This window comes from Streptomyces sp. NPDC053079, assembly GCF_044546695.1.
GTDB lineage: Bacteria > Actinomycetota > Actinomycetes > Streptomycetales > Streptomycetaceae > Streptomyces.
Genome location: NZ_JBITZJ010000002.1, coordinates 104,964 through 120,354 on the forward strand (window position 1 = coordinate 104,964; position 15,391 = coordinate 120,354).

The 15,391-nt window shown below is 70.4% G+C and carries 16 protein-coding genes and 1 tRNA gene; 5 read left to right on the forward strand and 12 right to left on the reverse strand.

From position 1 onward, the window contains the following. Window positions 1-57: 57 nt before the first annotated feature. From ACIGXW_RS07690 to ACIGXW_RS07700, 3 genes are all read right to left on the reverse strand, one after another. Window positions 58-780, reverse strand: coding sequence for a nucleotidyltransferase family protein (locus ACIGXW_RS07690; RefSeq protein WP_071964894.1), 723 nt, complete (start codon window positions 778-780; stop codon window positions 58-60). Window positions 781-921: 141 nt separating this feature from the next. Further along, complete coding sequence (locus ACIGXW_RS07695) at window positions 922-1,338, reverse strand: hypothetical protein (protein WP_071964895.1); 417 nt, start codon at window positions 1,336-1,338, stop codon at window positions 922-924. 196 nt (window positions 1,339-1,534) lie between these two features. Next, on the reverse strand, window positions 1,535-2,662 hold the full coding sequence (locus tag ACIGXW_RS07700; protein ID WP_399571045.1) for an ABC transporter ATP-binding protein: 1,128 nt from the start codon (window positions 2,660-2,662) through the stop codon (window positions 1,535-1,537). 182 nt (window positions 2,663-2,844) lie between these two features. Here ACIGXW_RS07700 and ACIGXW_RS07705 point away from each other — a divergent pair. Beyond that, window positions 2,845-2,917, forward strand: a tRNA-Thr gene (locus ACIGXW_RS07705). 68 nt (window positions 2,918-2,985) lie between these two features. Here the strand turns inward: ACIGXW_RS07705 and ACIGXW_RS07710 are convergent. Then, entirely contained in the window at window positions 2,986-5,154 is a 2,169-nt protein-coding gene (locus ACIGXW_RS07710; protein ID WP_399571047.1) for an MMPL family transporter, read from the reverse strand. 273 nt (window positions 5,155-5,427) lie between these two features. Here ACIGXW_RS07710 and ACIGXW_RS07715 point away from each other — a divergent pair, with 273 nt between their 5' ends. Then, on the forward strand, window positions 5,428-6,534 hold the full coding sequence (locus tag ACIGXW_RS07715) for an aminopeptidase P family protein (RefSeq protein WP_399571050.1): 1,107 nt from the start codon (window positions 5,428-5,430) through the stop codon (window positions 6,532-6,534). A gap of 6 nt (window positions 6,535-6,540) precedes the next feature. On the opposite strand, the gene ACIGXW_RS07720 is transcribed toward ACIGXW_RS07715, so the two are convergent. The 3 genes from ACIGXW_RS07720 to ACIGXW_RS07730 all read right to left on the reverse strand — a co-directional run bounded on the left by ACIGXW_RS07720 (window position 6,541) and on the right by ACIGXW_RS07730 (window position 9,851). Continuing rightward, window positions 6,541-7,032, reverse strand: coding sequence for a GNAT family N-acetyltransferase (locus ACIGXW_RS07720; protein ID WP_399571052.1), 492 nt, complete (start codon window positions 7,030-7,032; stop codon window positions 6,541-6,543). Window positions 7,033-7,127: 95 nt separating this feature from the next. After that, complete coding sequence (locus tag ACIGXW_RS07725; protein WP_399571054.1) at window positions 7,128-8,693, reverse strand: MFS transporter; 1,566 nt, start codon at window positions 8,691-8,693, stop codon at window positions 7,128-7,130. Between the two features lie 144 nt (window positions 8,694-8,837). Continuing rightward, entirely contained in the window at window positions 8,838-9,851 is a 1,014-nt protein-coding gene (locus tag ACIGXW_RS07730; protein ID WP_399572465.1) for a zinc-binding dehydrogenase, read from the reverse strand. A 153-nt stretch (window positions 9,852-10,004) separates the two neighbouring features. On the opposite strand from ACIGXW_RS07730, the gene ACIGXW_RS07735 reads away from it, so the two are divergent. Further along, window positions 10,005-10,706: a pentapeptide repeat-containing protein gene (locus ACIGXW_RS07735; RefSeq protein WP_399571056.1), complete on the forward strand. Its 702-nt coding sequence runs from the start codon at window positions 10,005-10,007 to the stop codon at window positions 10,704-10,706. A gap of 26 nt (window positions 10,707-10,732) precedes the next feature. On the opposite strand, the gene ACIGXW_RS07740 is transcribed toward ACIGXW_RS07735, so the two are convergent. After that, window positions 10,733-11,227, reverse strand: coding sequence for a hypothetical protein (locus ACIGXW_RS07740; protein ID WP_360912188.1), 495 nt, complete (start codon window positions 11,225-11,227; stop codon window positions 10,733-10,735). Between the two features lie 177 nt (window positions 11,228-11,404). Continuing rightward, window positions 11,405-13,024 carry a M4 family metallopeptidase gene (locus tag ACIGXW_RS07745; protein WP_399571059.1) on the reverse strand — a complete coding sequence of 540 codons (1,620 nt, stop codon included), beginning with the start codon at window positions 13,022-13,024 and terminating at the stop codon, window positions 11,405-11,407. A 319-nt stretch (window positions 13,025-13,343) separates the two neighbouring features. On the opposite strand from ACIGXW_RS07745, the gene ACIGXW_RS07750 reads away from it, so the two are divergent. Continuing rightward, window positions 13,344-13,907, forward strand: coding sequence for a GNAT family N-acetyltransferase (locus ACIGXW_RS07750; protein ID WP_399571062.1), 564 nt, complete (start codon window positions 13,344-13,346; stop codon window positions 13,905-13,907). A 15-nt stretch (window positions 13,908-13,922) separates the two neighbouring features. On the opposite strand, the gene ACIGXW_RS07755 is transcribed toward ACIGXW_RS07750, so the two are convergent. Next, window positions 13,923-14,111, reverse strand: coding sequence for an antitoxin (locus ACIGXW_RS07755; RefSeq protein ID WP_399571064.1), 189 nt, complete (start codon window positions 14,109-14,111; stop codon window positions 13,923-13,925). A gap of 213 nt (window positions 14,112-14,324) precedes the next feature. On the opposite strand from ACIGXW_RS07755, the gene ACIGXW_RS07760 reads away from it, so the two are divergent. Further along, on the forward strand, window positions 14,325-14,762 hold the full coding sequence (locus ACIGXW_RS07760; RefSeq protein ID WP_143170153.1) for a hypothetical protein: 438 nt from the start codon (window positions 14,325-14,327) through the stop codon (window positions 14,760-14,762). Here the strand turns inward: ACIGXW_RS07760 and ACIGXW_RS07765 are convergent. Together ACIGXW_RS07765 and ACIGXW_RS07770 are read right to left on the reverse strand one after the other, a co-directional pair. Beyond that, window positions 14,759-15,031: a DUF6255 family natural product biosynthesis protein gene (locus tag ACIGXW_RS07765; protein WP_399571066.1), complete on the reverse strand. Its 273-nt coding sequence runs from the start codon at window positions 15,029-15,031 to the stop codon at window positions 14,759-14,761. The two genes, ACIGXW_RS07760 and ACIGXW_RS07765, sit on opposite strands and share 4 nt — an antisense overlap. Next, window positions 15,028-15,288 carry a hypothetical protein gene (locus ACIGXW_RS07770; RefSeq protein WP_399571069.1) on the reverse strand — a complete coding sequence of 87 codons (261 nt, stop codon included), beginning with the start codon at window positions 15,286-15,288 and terminating at the stop codon, window positions 15,028-15,030. The genes ACIGXW_RS07765 and ACIGXW_RS07770 overlap by 4 nt, the downstream gene beginning before the upstream one ends. Window positions 15,289-15,391: the final 103 nt, after the last annotated feature.

Below are 15,391 nucleotides of genomic sequence, written 5' to 3' on the forward strand. Positions count from 1 at the left end.
CCGGGCTGGACCTCCAGCCTGGCCGGCGCTCTGCTGTACGGGGGCGGAACCGGCTCCCTAGCGGGCCAGCTCCTTGGCGGCCTCGGTCAGGTCCTTGGCGGTGTCGATGGCGCGCCAGTACGCCCCGTGCGGCAGTGGGAAGCCGGCCAGCCGGCGCTCGCGGGCCAGCCGGGGGAACGTGGTCCGCTCGTGGTCGCCGCGCTCCGGCAGCAGGTCGGTGAAGCCGGGCGAGAACACGTACACGCCGGCGTTGATCTGGTACGGCGAGGGCGGCGACTCGATGAAGTCCAGGACGTGCCCGAACTCGTCGGTCTTCACCGCGCCCCAGGGGATGCGCGGCCGGGCCAGCGCCAGGGTGGCCGTGGCGTCGCGCTCATGGTGGAAGGCGGCCATCTCCCGCAGCGAGAAGCGCGTCCAGATGTCGCCGTTCGTGGCGTACCAGGGCTCGTCGGGGCGGGGCAGGGAGGCGGCCGCGTACTTGAGCCCGCCGCCCCGGCCGAGCGGCTCCTTCTCGACCACGGTGGTCACCCGGAGCGGCAGATCGGCCGACACGAGCCAGTCCTGGAGAACTTCGGCCAGATGGCCGCACGAGACCACGGCGTCCGTGACGCCTTCGGAGGCCAGCCAGGCAAGCTGATGGCCGATGATCGGGACTCCCGTGCCGGGAATCTCGACCATCGGCTTGGGACGGTCGTCGGTATACGGGCGAAGCCGTGAACCCTGGCCTCCGGCCAGGATCACGGCTTGCGCGGGGTACGGGTAGGGATGCGCGGCGGTCATGCTCCGCACGATATGCGGTGCCGCGAGCGGAGACGCCGCCGGTGGGCCCGCCCGTAGCCATGGGGGCGGCCGTGGGGCCGCCCGGATCCCGCTAGGGGGGCTCAGCCGGCCCCTGGGGCCTCAAGGGTCCGCCGGAGGCCGTCAGTGCCCCTGGACGACGCCGGAGGCGAAGGCCGTGTCACAGACGGGCCGTGAGTAGGACTGCGCCTGCTTGACCGAGTGGTACTTGGCGACCGCCGCACGCCCCAGCGCACGGGCGATGTCCGCGCAGTGCCGGGCCAGCGAGGGGCGGCCGTTGGTCGCCTCCTGCAGGTGCGTGAGGGCGACGCCGGGGTTCTTCTCCTGCAGCTCACGCATCAGCCGGTCGCGCAGCACCTCGTGCGGGGCGCGCACCTGCGCGACGGTCGAGGCGTTGCCGGAAGAGGCGGTGAGTACCTGCGACTCGGCGTTCGGTGCCGCCCAGGGGACACGCGTTACCGCGAGAGTCCCCGAGAGCACAAGAACGACCGGGAGGACGAGAGCGAGGGTTCTGCCGATGCGGCGGGCGGCCTGGTTCATGCCGGAGATGGTAGCGAGGGGTAACGACGAGGCGACATTTAGTCACCCGGTCGAGCGACACGGCTGCGCACAGGTGCGGTTATTCCTTTGACGCGTGGGGCTCGAAATGGGGGATGTGTCGGGGATTTTGCGGACACGACGGCGCCCCGGGTCCGTCGCGTACGGACCCGGGGCGCCGGGCGTGTTGCTGTCGGGCTCAGTCGCTGAGGCGCTCGCCCGAGGACGTGGAGAAGACGTGGAGCTCGCCGGCGCGGGGCACGACGTGCAGGACGGAGCCCTTCTCCGGTACGCGTCGGCCGTTGACGCGCACCACGAGGTCCTTCTGCTCGCCGCCGACCTCGGCGGTGCCGTACACATAGCCGTCGGCGCCGAGCTCCTCGACGACGTTGACGGTGACGGCGAGGCCGGCCGGGGCGTCCTTGCTGAGCGAGCCGACGGAGCCGGCGCCCTGCTCGACGACGTCGAAGTGCTCGGGGCGCACGCCCACGGTGACCGTGCGGTCGCCCTTGTCGGAGGCGGTGGTCAGCGCCTCGCGCGAGACGGGCACGATGCTGTTGCCGAACTTCACGCCGCCGTCGGTGATCGGCACCTCGACCAGGTTCATGGCGGGCGAGCCGATGAAGCCGGCGACGAAGAGGTTGGCGGGGCGGTCGTACATGTTGCGCGGGGAGTCGATCTGCTGCAGCAGCCCGTCCTTGAGCACCGCCACGCGGTCGCCCATGGTCATGGCCTCGACCTGGTCGTGGGTGACGTAGACGGTGGTGATCCCCAGGCGGCGCTGCAGCCCGGCGATCTGGGTGCGGGTCTGCACGCGCAGCTTCGCGTCGAGGTTGGACAGCGGCTCGTCCATGAGGAAGACCTGCGGCTCGCGGACGATGGCGCGGCCCATGGCCACGCGCTGGCGCTGGCCGCCGGAGAGGGCCTTGGGCTTGCGGCCCAGGTACTCGGTGAGGTCCAGGATGCGGGCCGCGTCCTCGACCTTCTGGCGGATCTCGGCCTTCGGCACCCCGGCGATCTTCAGGGCGAAGCCCATGTTGTCGGCCACGGTCATGTGCGGGTACAGCGCGTAGTTCTGGAACACCATCGCGATGTCCCGGTCCTTGGGGGGCAGGTGCGTGACGTCGCGGTCGCCGATGCGGATCGATCCGCCGTTGACGTCCTCCAACCCCGCCAGCATGCGCAGCGAGGTGGACTTGCCGCAGCCGGAGGGGCCCACGAGGACCAGGAATTCCCCGTCCTCGATGGCGATCTCGAGCTGGTCGACGGCCGGCTTCCGGGCGCCCGGGTAGATGCGGGTCGCCTTGTCGAACGTGACTGTGGCCATGGTGATGCGTCCCTTCACCGGCAGGAACGTGCCGGACGATCCGAGTAGAGGGAGTGGTCCAGTCCAATTGGACGGGATCGCCGGTGACGCTACCCGGACGGGGGACGGTTGTCAGCAGTCGGCGGGGTTACGAAATTGATGGCCTGTGCATGGTCGGAGTCCGGTTAGACTGCCTCTCGCAAGCCGACTTAGCTCAGCTGGTAGAGCACCGCTCTTGTAAAGCGAAGGTCGTCGGTTCGAACCCGACAGTCGGCTCTTCACGACAGAACCGCAGGCCCCCTCCAGGGGACCTGCGGTTCTGTGCGTTTCACGGGCCGTGGCGGCTAGCGCCGGACCTGCTCGCCCTCCCACTGCGGGGCGGCGCCCAGGGAGGCGTCCGCCGGGACGGCGGTGGCCTTGGGCGCGTCCTGGTGGCCGGGCCACCAGGCCTTGTGGCCCAGCAGGGACGTGACCGTGGGCACCAGCAGCATGGCCATGACGAAGGCCGTGAGCAGGATGCCGAAGGCCACCGCGAAGCCCATCTGCTGGAGCATGGAGTTGTCCGCGAGCATCAGGACGCCGAAGGTGCCGGCGAGGATGATCGCCGCGGCGCTGATGGTCGGCGCGGACTGGGCGACCGCGGTGCGGATGGCCTCCTTGGGCTCGACGCCGCGCTGCACTTCTTCGCGCAGGCGGGCGACCATGAGGATGTTGTAGTCGGTGCCGATGGCGACGACGAAGAGATAGACGATGACCGGCAGCATGAACAGCAGGCCGTTCTTGCCCTGCACGTCCTGGAAGAGCCAGACCGTCGCGCCGAGGGTGGCGCCGAAGCCGAGGGCCACCGCGATCATCAGGTAGACCGGGGCGACGATGCTGCGCAGCAGCAGGCCCAGGATGAGCATGATGGCGAGGCCGGCCACGGGGAAGACGAGCCGGTAGTCGTGCCCGACGGCGTCCTTGATGTCGTACAGGACGGCGGAGGTGCCGCCGACGAGCGCCTTGGTGCCCTCGGGCGCCGCCTTGTGGGCGCTGTCGCGCAGGGGGCCGCCGGCCAGCTCGATGGCCTTGTCGGCGCTGGGGGCGTACTTGAGGACGACGCTGTACTGGGCGACGGAGCCGTCGGGGTTGCTGACGGCGGGCGAGGCCTGGCCGACGCCCTCGACGGCGGCGAGCTTGCCGCGGAAGGTCTCCAGGGCGGCCTTGTCGAGGGGCGAGCCGTCCTTGGACTTGAGGTAGACCATGGCCGGGTCGGACTGGCCCGCGGAGAAGCCGCGCTGCAGGTCCTTCATGGCCTGGACGGACTCGAGCTTCTGCGACATCTGGCTGGAGGTGTCGAACTCCGCCTTGAAGTTGAACGCGCCCACGGCCAGGACGGCGAGCACGACGGTGGACAGCGCCGCCATGATGCCGGGGCGGTGGGAGACGAGGTTGCCCACGCCGTTCGCGAAACGATTCTTCGGCTGCTTCTTCCACGCCTTGGACGGCCAGAAGGCCTTGGCGCCCAGCAGCGAGAAGACGGCGGGCACGAGCGTGAGCGCGGCCACGAGGGTGACGGCCACGGCGATGGCCAGGGACGGGCCCATCGCGCGCATCATGCCCATCGTGGACAGCAGCAGCGCGAGGAAGGCCACGATGACGGCGCCGGCGGCCGAGGCGATCGTCTCGCCGACCTTGGCGACCGCGTCCTCGAGGGCCTGCTTGGGCGCCTGCCCGGCCCGCAGGTGCTCGCGGTAGCGGAAGAGCAGGAAGAGGATGTAGTCCGTGCCGACGCCGAAGAGAACGACGATGAGGATCGCGGATATCGAGCTGTCGGCCTTCAGGCCGCCCAGTTCGGCGGCGGTGCCGATCAGGCCGATGGCCACCATGAACACCAGCATGATGATGATGACCGGAAGAATCGCGATCAGCGGGCTGCGGAAGATGACCAGCAGCAGCACGATGATGAGCAGCAGCGTCGCCGACATGATCATCGCGTCGGTGTCACCCGAGGACTCCTGCGAGTCCAGCGTGGTCGCCGCCTGACCGGTGACGCCCAGCTTCAATTGCGTGCCGTCCAGCAGCGGTTTGGCGTCCTCGCGCAACTGCTTGACCGACTTGGGCAACTGCTCGTCGTAAGCGTTCTTCGTGGTCGCGATGATGTTCGCGAGGGCTATTTCCCCATTGGGAGAGACGGCCTGCGGTCCGGTGACGACCTTGGCGATCTTCTCCCGGTGCTTGCCTTCGAGCCCGCCGGCCACCTTGATGACGTCACGCCGGTCGGCGTCCGTGAGCTTGCCGCCGTCGGTCCGCTGGAAGACGGCTATGGCGGCTGGCTGTTCGGTCTTGGGGAAGGCCTTTTCCTGGAGGTTGCCTACCTGTACGGATTCGTAATGGGAAGGCAGGAACTCCGTTTCATCAGTGGTGGACTTGAGACCGGGGGCCAGTATGGCGAGGGCCACGGCTGCGATGATCCAACCCGCGATCGTGAGCCAGGGCCGGTGGACGGCGAACCGCCCGACTCGACGGAACATGGTGCTCCTTCAACATTCTTCACTTGACGTCGCTGCGTCGCTGCATCTGTGCGTGCCGACAGCGGATTCGACTGCGGGGGTGTTCGTACGGGCGTGCAGCACGGGCATGAACACGCTAGGCAATCGAGTTCCGCGGACACAATGATTTCCGGGGGGAATCAGGGGGAAATCGACCCTGGGGTAGGTGGTGTCTCCACCTTGGGGAGGAGGGCCCCTCACCCGTGGGGTAGAGACCGCCCTGCCGAGCGCCTTCGTGGGGATTACTCTGCCCCCATGAGCGATGTCGACTTCTACGCGGCGCGCATGGACCGCGCCGCCCGTGCGGCCACCCAGGAAGGGCTGGCCGGACTGATCGTCACGCCGGGCCCCGACCTCGTATGGCTGTGCGGCTACGGACCGCCGGCCACCAGCGAGCGGCTGACCGCCCTGCTGCTCGCACCGGGCCGTCGCCCGCAGCTCATCGTGCCCCAGCTGGAGCGCCCCGACGCCGAACGCGCGCCCGGTGCGGGGGCGTTGGCCATCACCGGCTGGACGGACGGCGAGGACCCGTACGCGGCGGTCGCCAAGCTCCTGGACGGGCACGGTCGTTACGGCGTGTCCGACAACGCCTGGGCGCTGCACCTGCTCGCCCTCCAGCGCACCTGCCCGGGCACGGCGTACGGCGCGCTCACCGAGGCGCTGCCCATGATGCGGGCCGTGAAGGACGCCTACGAGGTGGAGCGGCTCGCGGCGGCGGGAGCCGCGGCGGACGCCACGTACGAGACGATCGTCGACCTGCGGTTCGCGGGCCGCCGGGAGAGCGAGGTGGCCGCCGACCTCGCCAGGCTGCTGCGCGAGAACGGCCACAGCCAGGTCGACTTCACGATCGTCGGCTCGGGTCCCAACGGCGCCAACCCGCACCACGAGGCGGGGGAGCGCGTCATCGAGGACGGTGACATGGTCGTGCTCGACTTCGGCGGGCTCAAGGACGGCTACGGCTCCGACACGACCCGTACCGTGCACGTGGGCGAGCCGTCCTCCGAGGAGCGCAAGGTCCACGACCTGGTGCGGGAGGCGCAGCAGGCGGCGTTCGAGGCGGTGCGCCCGGGCATCGCCTGCCAGGAGATCGACCGGGTGGCCCGGCAGGTCATCCGCCGGGCGGGCTACGGCGAGTACTTCATCCACCGCACCGGCCATGGCATCGGCGTCACCACCCACGAGCCCCCCTACATGGTGGAGGGTGAACATCTGCCCCTCGTCCCCGGAATGTGCTTCTCCATCGAGCCGGGCATCTATCTGCCGGGCCGTTTCGGGGTCCGTATCGAGGACATCGTCCTGTGCACGGAGACGGGGGCGCGGCGGCTGAACAACACGGCGAGGGAGCTGCGGATCGTGGCTTAGCCGCGGCTACCGCAGCGGGCGGTGCATGACGTGCAGCCCGGTGTACGAGCCGTCGGGGAGCCGGAAGCCGTCGGGGATCGTGCCGACGATCGTGAAGCCCAGGGAGCGCCAGAGGGCGACGGCCCGGGTGTTCGCCTCGACGACGGCGTTGAACTGCATGCCGCGGTAGCCCTCGGCGCGCGCCCACGCGATCGCGTGCTCGCCGAGGGCCCGGCCGACGCCGCGGCCCGCGTGCTCGGGCGCCACCATGAAGCTGGCGCTGGCGATGTGGGAGCCGCCGCCCATCTGATTGGGGTTCATCTTGGCGCTGCCGAGGACCGTTCCGTCGTCGTCCACCGCCACGACCGTCCGGCCCGGCGCCGTCAGCAACCACCACTCGCGCCCCTGTTCGAACGTCAGGTCGCGGGGGTAGGTGTAGGTGTCGCCGGCGGTGATGATGTCCCGGAAGAACGGCCAGATGGCAGGCCAGTCGGTGGGGTCGGCGTCTCTGATCGGCATGGGGGTCAGGATGAGGCCATCGTGCATTTCGCGCCACCGATTTTCGCCGGGCATGCCAACTGCCGGCCCCGGCCGGACCCGTCCGCATGCCGCGCTCAGACGGCCCGCATGCGGTGCGGGTCGTAGGCGGGCCCGTACTCGGTGGCCACCGACGCCTGCCGGGGCGCCCGCGCGGTGATCAACAGCCAGGCCACCGCGGCCGCGAGCAGCATGATGCCCGAGCCCCAGGCGATGGCGACGCCGAAGCCGTGCACGGTGCCCTCCTTGACGACCCGGTCCTGGACGTCCGGGGTGATGCCGCCCGTGGCGGCCGCGGTCTTCAGGTGCGCGGTGATGTAGGCGGCGCTCGTGGAGGTGGCGATGGTGTTGAGCAGCGCCGTGCCGATGGAACCTCCCACCTGTTGCGCCGTATTGACGGTCGCCGAGGTGACGCCCGAGTCGTGGACGGCCACTCTCGAGGTCGCGACGTCCATCACGGGCATGAAGATCAGGCCCATGCCGAGGCCGACCAGCAGCATCGACGGCAGGACGTGCGAGGCGTAGGCGGGCTCGACGGTCAGGAACGTCAGCGCGAACAGCCCGCCGGCCGCGAGGAGGGCACCGGGCACCATCAGCAGGCGCGGCGGCAGACGGCTCATCAGGCGCGCGGAGATCTGCGTGGAGGCGAAGATGATGGCGCCCGTCAACGGCAGGAAGGCCAGCCCCGCCCTGAGCGGCGAATAACCCAGCACCACCTGCAGGTAGTAGGTCATGAACAGGAACATCCCGAACATCCCCATGACGGCCAGCGCCAGCATCAGGAACGCACCGCCCCGGTTGCGGTCGCGGACGATGTGCAGGGGGAGCAGGGGGCTGCGCGCCCGCGTCTGCCACCAGGCGAAGACGCCCAGCAGCACCGCGCCGCCGCACAGCAGCCCCAGCACGAGAGGGTCGCTCCAGCCGCGCGGCCGGGCCTCGCTGCAGCCGTAGACGACCGCCACCAGACCACCGCAGCCCAGCACCACGCCGCGGATGTCCAGACTCGGCCGTGCCGCGCGCTCCGGGCGCGGGTCGTGCAGCAGCCAGAGCGCGCCCAGCAGTGCGACGAGGGCGATCGGCACGTTCACGTACAGGCACCAGCGCCAGTTCAGGAACTCGGTCAGCAGCCCGCCCATGATCAGCCCGATGGCCGCGCCGCCGCCCGCGATGGCGCCGTAGATGCCGAACGCCTTGCTGCGCTCCTTGACGTCGGTGAACGTCGTCGTCAGCAGCGACAGCGCGGAGGGCGCCAGGAGGGCGCCGAAGGCCCCCTGCAGGGCCCGGGCGGCGAACAGCAGCCCCGAGGTGTGCGCGGCCCCGCCCAGGGCCGAGGCGGCGGCGAAGCCGACGAGGCCGATGACGAAGGTGCGCTTGCGCCCGATCAGATCGGCGATCCTGCCCCCGAGCAGCAGGAGCCCGCCGAAGGCGAGGGTGTAGGCGGTGATGACCCATTGCCGGTTGCTGTCGGACATGTGGAGCTCGCGCTGCGCGGAGGGGAGCGCGATGTTCACGATGGTCGCGTCGAGGACGACCATGAGCTGTGCGAGGGCGATCACCACCAGTCCCCACCAGCGGCGGGGGTCGGCCTCCGGCCGGTGGGAACGGGTGATGGACGGTAGGGAGGGCTGGCTCGTCGAGCTCATGAAGACCTGCTCTCGCGGCCGGCTGCGGGGAGCGGCCGATGGCGTGCAGAAGCTCGCAGTCCAGCGTAGGCCCGGCGGGTGACATTCGCGCGCCGGAGGTTTGGCCGGCCGAGAGCATCCGACGGCGGGAGCGTGGTGGGCCCGTCAGGGGACCAGGACGACCTTGCCGACCGTTGCGCGCGTCTCCAGCGCCTTGTGCGCGGCGGCGGCCTCGGCGAGCGGAAAGCGCTGCACGGCGGGTACGACCTTGCCGGCGGCCGCCTGCGCCAGGGACTCCTCCTCCAGCCGCCGCAGGCCGGTCTGGCCGCCGCCGAAGCGCGCCAGCATGGCCGGCCCGAGCACGCTCCGCGAGGTGATGCCGCGTTCGGCGAGCCAGTCCGGGTCGAGGTCCAGCGGGCCGCCGCCGGTGATGCCCCGTGCGGACCAGCCGAACACCAGGTGCTGTCCGCCGGGCCCGAGCAGGTCGACGGCGGCGCGGGCGGCCGGGCCGCCGACGCCGTCGAAGACGACCGTGACGGACTTCCCCCACAGGGCGGTACGGGCCCGCTCGGCCCACTCGGGGTCGTTGTAGTCCAGCGCGTGGTCCGCGCCCAGCGCGCTCACCTGCCGGACCTTGGCCGGCCCGCCGGCGAGCCCGACGACCGTGGCGCCCGCGTTCCGGGCGTACTGCACGAGCAGGGAGCCGATGCCGCCGGCCGCCGCGGTGACGATCACGACGTCGTCCTCGGTCAGCTCGGTGAAGCCGAGGATGCCGAGCGCGGTGCGGCCCGTGCCGATCATGGCGATGGCCTGGTCCTCGCCCAGTCCCTCCGGTATCTCGTGCAGCCGTTCGGCGTCGGTGACGGCCAGCTCCGCGTAGCCGCCGCCCGGTACGCCGGCGCCCAGGTGGGCGACGACGCGGCGGCCGAGCCAGGCCGGGTCGGTGCCCTCGCCGAGCGCGTCGACAATGCCGGCGACCTCACGGCCGGGGACGACGGGCAGTTCGGGGAGGGCGTACGGGCCGTTGGGGTCGCCGGCGCGCAGGGCGGCGTCGACGAGGTGGACACCGGCGGCGCGCACGGCGATCCGGACCTGGCCGGGGCCGGGGACGGGGGCTTCGGTCCGCTCGTAGGCGAGGTTCTCGGCGGGGCCGAAGGCGTGCAGCCGGACGGCGTTCATGGGGCTCATGGGGGCTCTCCTCGAAGATCGGCGGGGGAACATCCCCGAGTCTTCAACCCCAAGCATGGTTGAGGTCAAGGCGTCCCGGGACGTTGTCAGTGCCGTGTGTCACGGTGGGACGCGTACGGAGAGTGACGGTGAGGGGAGACGGGCATGAGCGGCACGGGCGACAGGGGCAGGACGCGCAAGGCCCGGCAGCCGTCGGCCAGGCTGCCCGAGGTGCGGCTGCCGGACCTGCGGCCCTTCGACGGGGGAGAGCTGCAGTCCGAGGAGGACTACGACGGGCTGGAGTTCACCGACACCGACTTCGTGGGCCAGGACGGCCGGAGCGCGTACTTCATGGACTGCGCGTTCCACCGCTGCGCGCTGGACGAGGCCCGGCTGCGCCGGTCGCGGTTCGTGGACTGCGTGCTCGACGGGGTGCGCGGGGTGGGCACGGACCTCGCGGACGCGACGCTGCGCGACGTGGAGGTGCGCGACGGGCGGTTCGGCGGGCTGCAGGCGCACGGCGCGACCCTGGAGCGGGTGCTCTTCAAGGGCGGCAAGATCGACTATCTGAACGCCCGGAAGGCCGTGCTCAAGGACGTGACGTTCGAGGGCTGCGTGCTGGCCGAGGCCGACTTCGCCGCGGCACGCCTGGAGCGGGTCGTCTTCCGCGACTGCGTGCTGCGCGGGATGGACTTCGACGGGGCGCTGATGAAGGACGTCGATCTGCGGGCGGTCACGGAGCTGCAGATCACCAGGGGGATCGACCGGCTGTCCGGTGCGATCATCAGCCCGACCCAACTCATCGAGCTGGCACCCGCGTTCGCGGCACAGATAGGTCTGCGCGTGGAGGCGCCGACGGGGGAGTGACGCCCGCGCGGGCGCCGGGAGCCGGCTCAGACGCGGGGGAAGCGGCTCTGCAGGTCCCAGACGACGGGGTTGTCGGCGAGGCCCTCGTGCATGTCGGCCAGGTCGGCGATCAGGTCGTGCAGGAAGTCACGGGCCTCGCGGCGCAGCGCCCGGTGGTTGAAGGTCAGCGGGGCCTCGTCGGGTGCCCAGTCGGCGGTGACGTCGACCCAGCCGAAGCGGCGCTCGAAGACCATGCAGTCCGTGGACTCGGTGAAGTCCAGCTCGGCGAACTGGGTGGCCGAGGAGCGGTTGCCCCGGGGATCGCGGTCGATCTGCTCGATGACGTCGCACAGGGCCCAGGCGAAGTCGAGCACCGGCACCCATCCCCAGGCTGTGGACAGCTCCCGGTCCGCCTTCACGTCGGCGAGGTAGACGTCGCCGCAGAACAGATCGTGCCGCAGGGTGTGGACGTCCGCGGTGCGGTAGTCCGTCTGCGGAGGGTCCGGGAAGCGGCGGGAGAGGGAGTAGCCGAGGTCGATCACGCTTCGATGGTACGGAACGGACGGGTGCGCGAGGTACGGGCGCGGGGGCGCGGGGCCGCACGAGCGGCGGGGGCCCGCGCCCCGGCCACCGGGCGGGTGGCGGGAGCGCGGGCCCCACGAGGCTCCTGGAGGCCGCCGGAGGGCTCCGGACGCCTCGGGGAGGTGCTGCCTACGTCACTACTTCACGTTGATCGCGGTCCAGGCGGCGGCGACCGCCTTGTACTCGGCGCTGGTGGCGCCGTAGAGGTCCGCGGTGGCCTTGAGGGTGCCCGTGCGGGCGGCCTTGTAGTTCGTGGTGGAGGTGAAGTACGTGGTCAGGGCCTTGTACCAGATCTTGGTGGCCTTGTCCCGGCCGATGCCCGCGACCTTGCTGTTGTTGGAGGTCGGGCTGTTGTAGGTCACGCCGTCGATGACCTTGCTACCGCTGCCCTCGGAGAGCAGGTAGTAGAAGTGGTTGGCGGGACCGGAGGAGAAGTGGACGTCCAGGTTGCCGAGGGAGGAGGACCAGTAGTCCTTGGACCGTCCGTCCTTGCTGGGCTTGTCCATGTAGCGCAGCGGGGTGCCGTCGCCGTTGATGTTGATCTGCTCGCCGATGAGGTAGTCACCGCGATCGGTGGAGTTCTTGGCGTAGAACTCGGCGGCGGTGCCGAAGATGTCGGAGGTGGCCTCGTTGAGGCCGCCGGACTCACCGCTGTAGCGCAGGTTGGCGGTGGCGGAGGTGACGCCGTGGCTCATCTCGTGGGCGGCCACGTCGAGCGCGGTCAGCGGGTTGGCGTTGTTCTCGCCGTCGCCGTAGGTCATGCAGAAGCAGTCGTCGTCCCAGAAGGCGTTGACGTAGCCGTTGCCGTAGTGGACGCGGGAGTAGGCGCCCTTGCCGTCGCCCTTGATGCCGCTGCGGCCGAGCACGTTCTTGTAGAAGTCCCAGGTGACGGCCGCACCGTAGTGCGCGTCGACGCCGGCCTTCTGGCGGTCCGCGCCCCACACGTCGCTGGAGTTGGTGAAGAGCGCGCCGGTGCCGGACTCACCCTGGTTGAGGTCGTACGTCTTGTGGCCGCCGCGCGCACCGTCGGTCAGCGTGTAGCTCGAGCCGGACTGCGTGGTGGTCAGCGGGACGGTGCCGCTGTAGGTGCTGGTGCCCGAGCCGGTGTGGACGGTCTCGTTCTGGAAGAGCTTCTTGCCGGTGTTCGCGTCCGTGATGACCTGCAGCTTGCTCGGCGTGCCGTCCTTCTGGACGCCGGTGACGGTCGTCTCGTACGCGAGGACCGGCTTGCCCTGCGCGGCCCAGATCACCTTGCGCGGCGCCTGGCCGGTGTCGGCCTTGGCCGTCTTCTCCTCGGCGGCGACGCTGAGCGCGCTCTTCTTCGCGGCGGAGGGCGCGAGGGAGGGGGTCGTGCTGGGCACGGATATCTCGGCGTCGGTCGCCTTGGTGACCTCGCGGTCACCGCCCTTCTTCTGGTGCACGACCAGGTCGCCGCCGAGCACCGGCAGACCGTCGTACGTGCGCTCGTAGCGCGTGTGCACCGTCCCGTCCGCGTCCTTGACGACGTCGCGGACGACCAGCTTCTCCTTGCCGTCCAGACCGATCTTCGAGGCGGTCGAGGAGGCCTCGCCCTGTGCGTCTCTGATCGCGGAGGCCTTCTGCCCGGCGGACAGCGCGAGCTGCTGCCCGCCGCTGTTCTTGTCGGCCGAGGCGTTCGCCGAGCCGGCCTGGACGCCGATGACGACCATCGTGGCGGAGGCGACCAGCGCGGCGGCGCGGAGAGTGGTCTTGCGGGAGGTGGAGGTGATGCTGCTCAACTCTGTCTCCTATGAGGGGGGTTACAGGCCGCCTGGTCAAGACGGCCCGCTGATGCAGGAGTGGTGCATGAGTGAAGTGAGGAGAGCGTGCCACCAAAAGAGCGTGTTTGACAGGGGCGCAACAAGGATTTGATCTGTTGGTAAACGATGAGCGGTGGATTGCGTCCGCTATGCGGCGAGTTGAGCAAAATCGAGCAGGGGTTCAACTGCTCATCATGTAAACGAGGGCAGGCAGAAACGATCGGGACAGATCAGAAGTGCCCCGACTCGGATACAACTGGCGCGGTCCGTACGGCAGATGACGAAGGAGGAAACGGACGTGAGGGTCGTAACCTACTCGGAACCCGAGGTTCCGTCAGAACTGCGCGCCCAGGCGACCGCCCTGCGCGAACAGGCGTGGCCCGGCCTCGGCGACAGCCCCCACGACCGGGCGCTGAACCCCGTCGTCATGCTGCTCGTGTCGCCGGAGGGCGAAGTGACGGCGGCCCTGGACATCCTGTCCAAGGACCTCGAACACGGCGGACGCGCCTACCGCGCCGCCGGCCTGAGCGCGGTCGCCACGGCCGAAGCGCACCGGGGCAAGGGAAACGGGCGGCAGCTCGTGGCTGCCGCCCGTGCGGCGATCGCGCAAAGCGGCGCGGACGTGGGCCTGTTCACCTGCGACCGCCCGCTGCGGGACTTCTACGAAAGCGCCGGCTGGTCAGTGCTCCAGGACACGGTCCTGGTCGGCGGCACGCCGCAGGAACCCTTTCCGAGCGACCAACCGGGTTTCGACAAGGTCACCATGGCCGGTTTCTTCACGGAGAGGGCGCGGCGGCACGCGGACGCCTTCCCGGGCAGCCGGATCGGACTGTACCCGGGAGAGATCGACCGGTTGTGGTGAACGGACGGGCGCCCGTCAGGGCTTGTCGTCCGTGGGCGGACGGTCGCCGATCTGCTCGTTGAGCTTCTGCTGGGCGGTGTCGACCTGGCTCTGGTACTTGTTCTGCGTCCTGGCGTCGAACGCGTCCCCCGCCTTCTCCACGCCCTGCCGGGCCTGGTCGGGGTGCCCCTTGAGGAGACCCTTGAGCTTGTCGAGCATGGACATGACCGTCCTCCTTATGGAACGCCTGACCTCCTCAGGATCGCCGCGTTCGAGCCCGGCCGCATCCCAGGACGGGGGCGCTCGGAGGCCCTCGGGGGGCGTACGGCGCGGGGCGGCCTGAGAAAAAATGTGTAGAGCAAGATCGACTCGTTGTGATGGGCTTTGGCGGCATGCGTGTCTGCGCACTTGCGTCGCCTTCTCAAGGGAGAGATCTCGATGAACGCAATGAAGCTGCCCCGCACCACCCGCCTGGCCGGTGTCGCCGTGGCCGCCCTCGTGGCCACCGCCGGCGCCGTGGCCGTCGCCTCGCCCGCCGCCGCGAAGTCCCACAGCGTGGTCATAAACAAGGTCACCCTCGGTGCGACGAACAAGTCGGTCGAGACCGACGTCACCTACACCTGCGACCAGGGCTCGGACGTCGACCTGAAGGTCACCGTCAAGGGCCCCGGCCGCGTGTTCGGCCTCCCGGCCCAGGGCACCACGACCGTCCCCAACAAGGACCTGACGTGCGACTACCAGCCGCACGCCCTGCACCTCAAGGTGACCTCCCTGACGGGCGGCACCTTCGAGAAGGGTGACTACGTGGGCGTCACCGCCGGCTACCCGCTGAAGAACGGCGACTTCCTCGGCGAGACGAAGTCCTTCTTCATCTAAACCGTGCTTCCCGCGGCGGCCATGCCCCGGCGCATGGCCGCCGCCACGCGGCGGGCCGCCTCGCGGTCCGCCGCGCGCCGCGCCCCGGGCGACGGGGTGACCGCGTGCGGCAGCCCAGGGGGCCGCAACGAGGCGTAATCCGGGAAACGCCGGGTTCCGCACCGGCCGCAGCGTTCCTCGCCTGCGGCGGTACGGGTCCAGCCGGCGTGGTGCCGGCAGTTGTCCACGAGGCGGCCGGCGCCGTACGCGGTGCGTCTGTTCCTCGTCACGAGGTCCTCACCGCCGGCAGCAGATGAGCCGAGCGGAAGTGACCGCGCACGGCCACGGTCGCGTCCGCGATCGCCGTCTCGTCGCCGCCGGCCGCCGCCGCTCGGCGTGCCGCCTCCAGTGCCGTGCAGTCCGCGCACCCGTGCGGGGGCGCGGACGGGTTGCCCCGGATGCCGGCCGCCTCCCGCTCCCGGCGCGTCGCCAGCCGCAACGCCTGTGCCGGAACCTCCCACTCCCGGTCTCCACCGGGTGCCCTCACCCGGACGCGTCGCCCTTCGCCGCCCCTGACTTGGGCCAGCGTTTCGCTACGCGTGTCCACCACGTATGCGCCTTCGCGGTAGGTCACGGAATTTCCCCTTCGG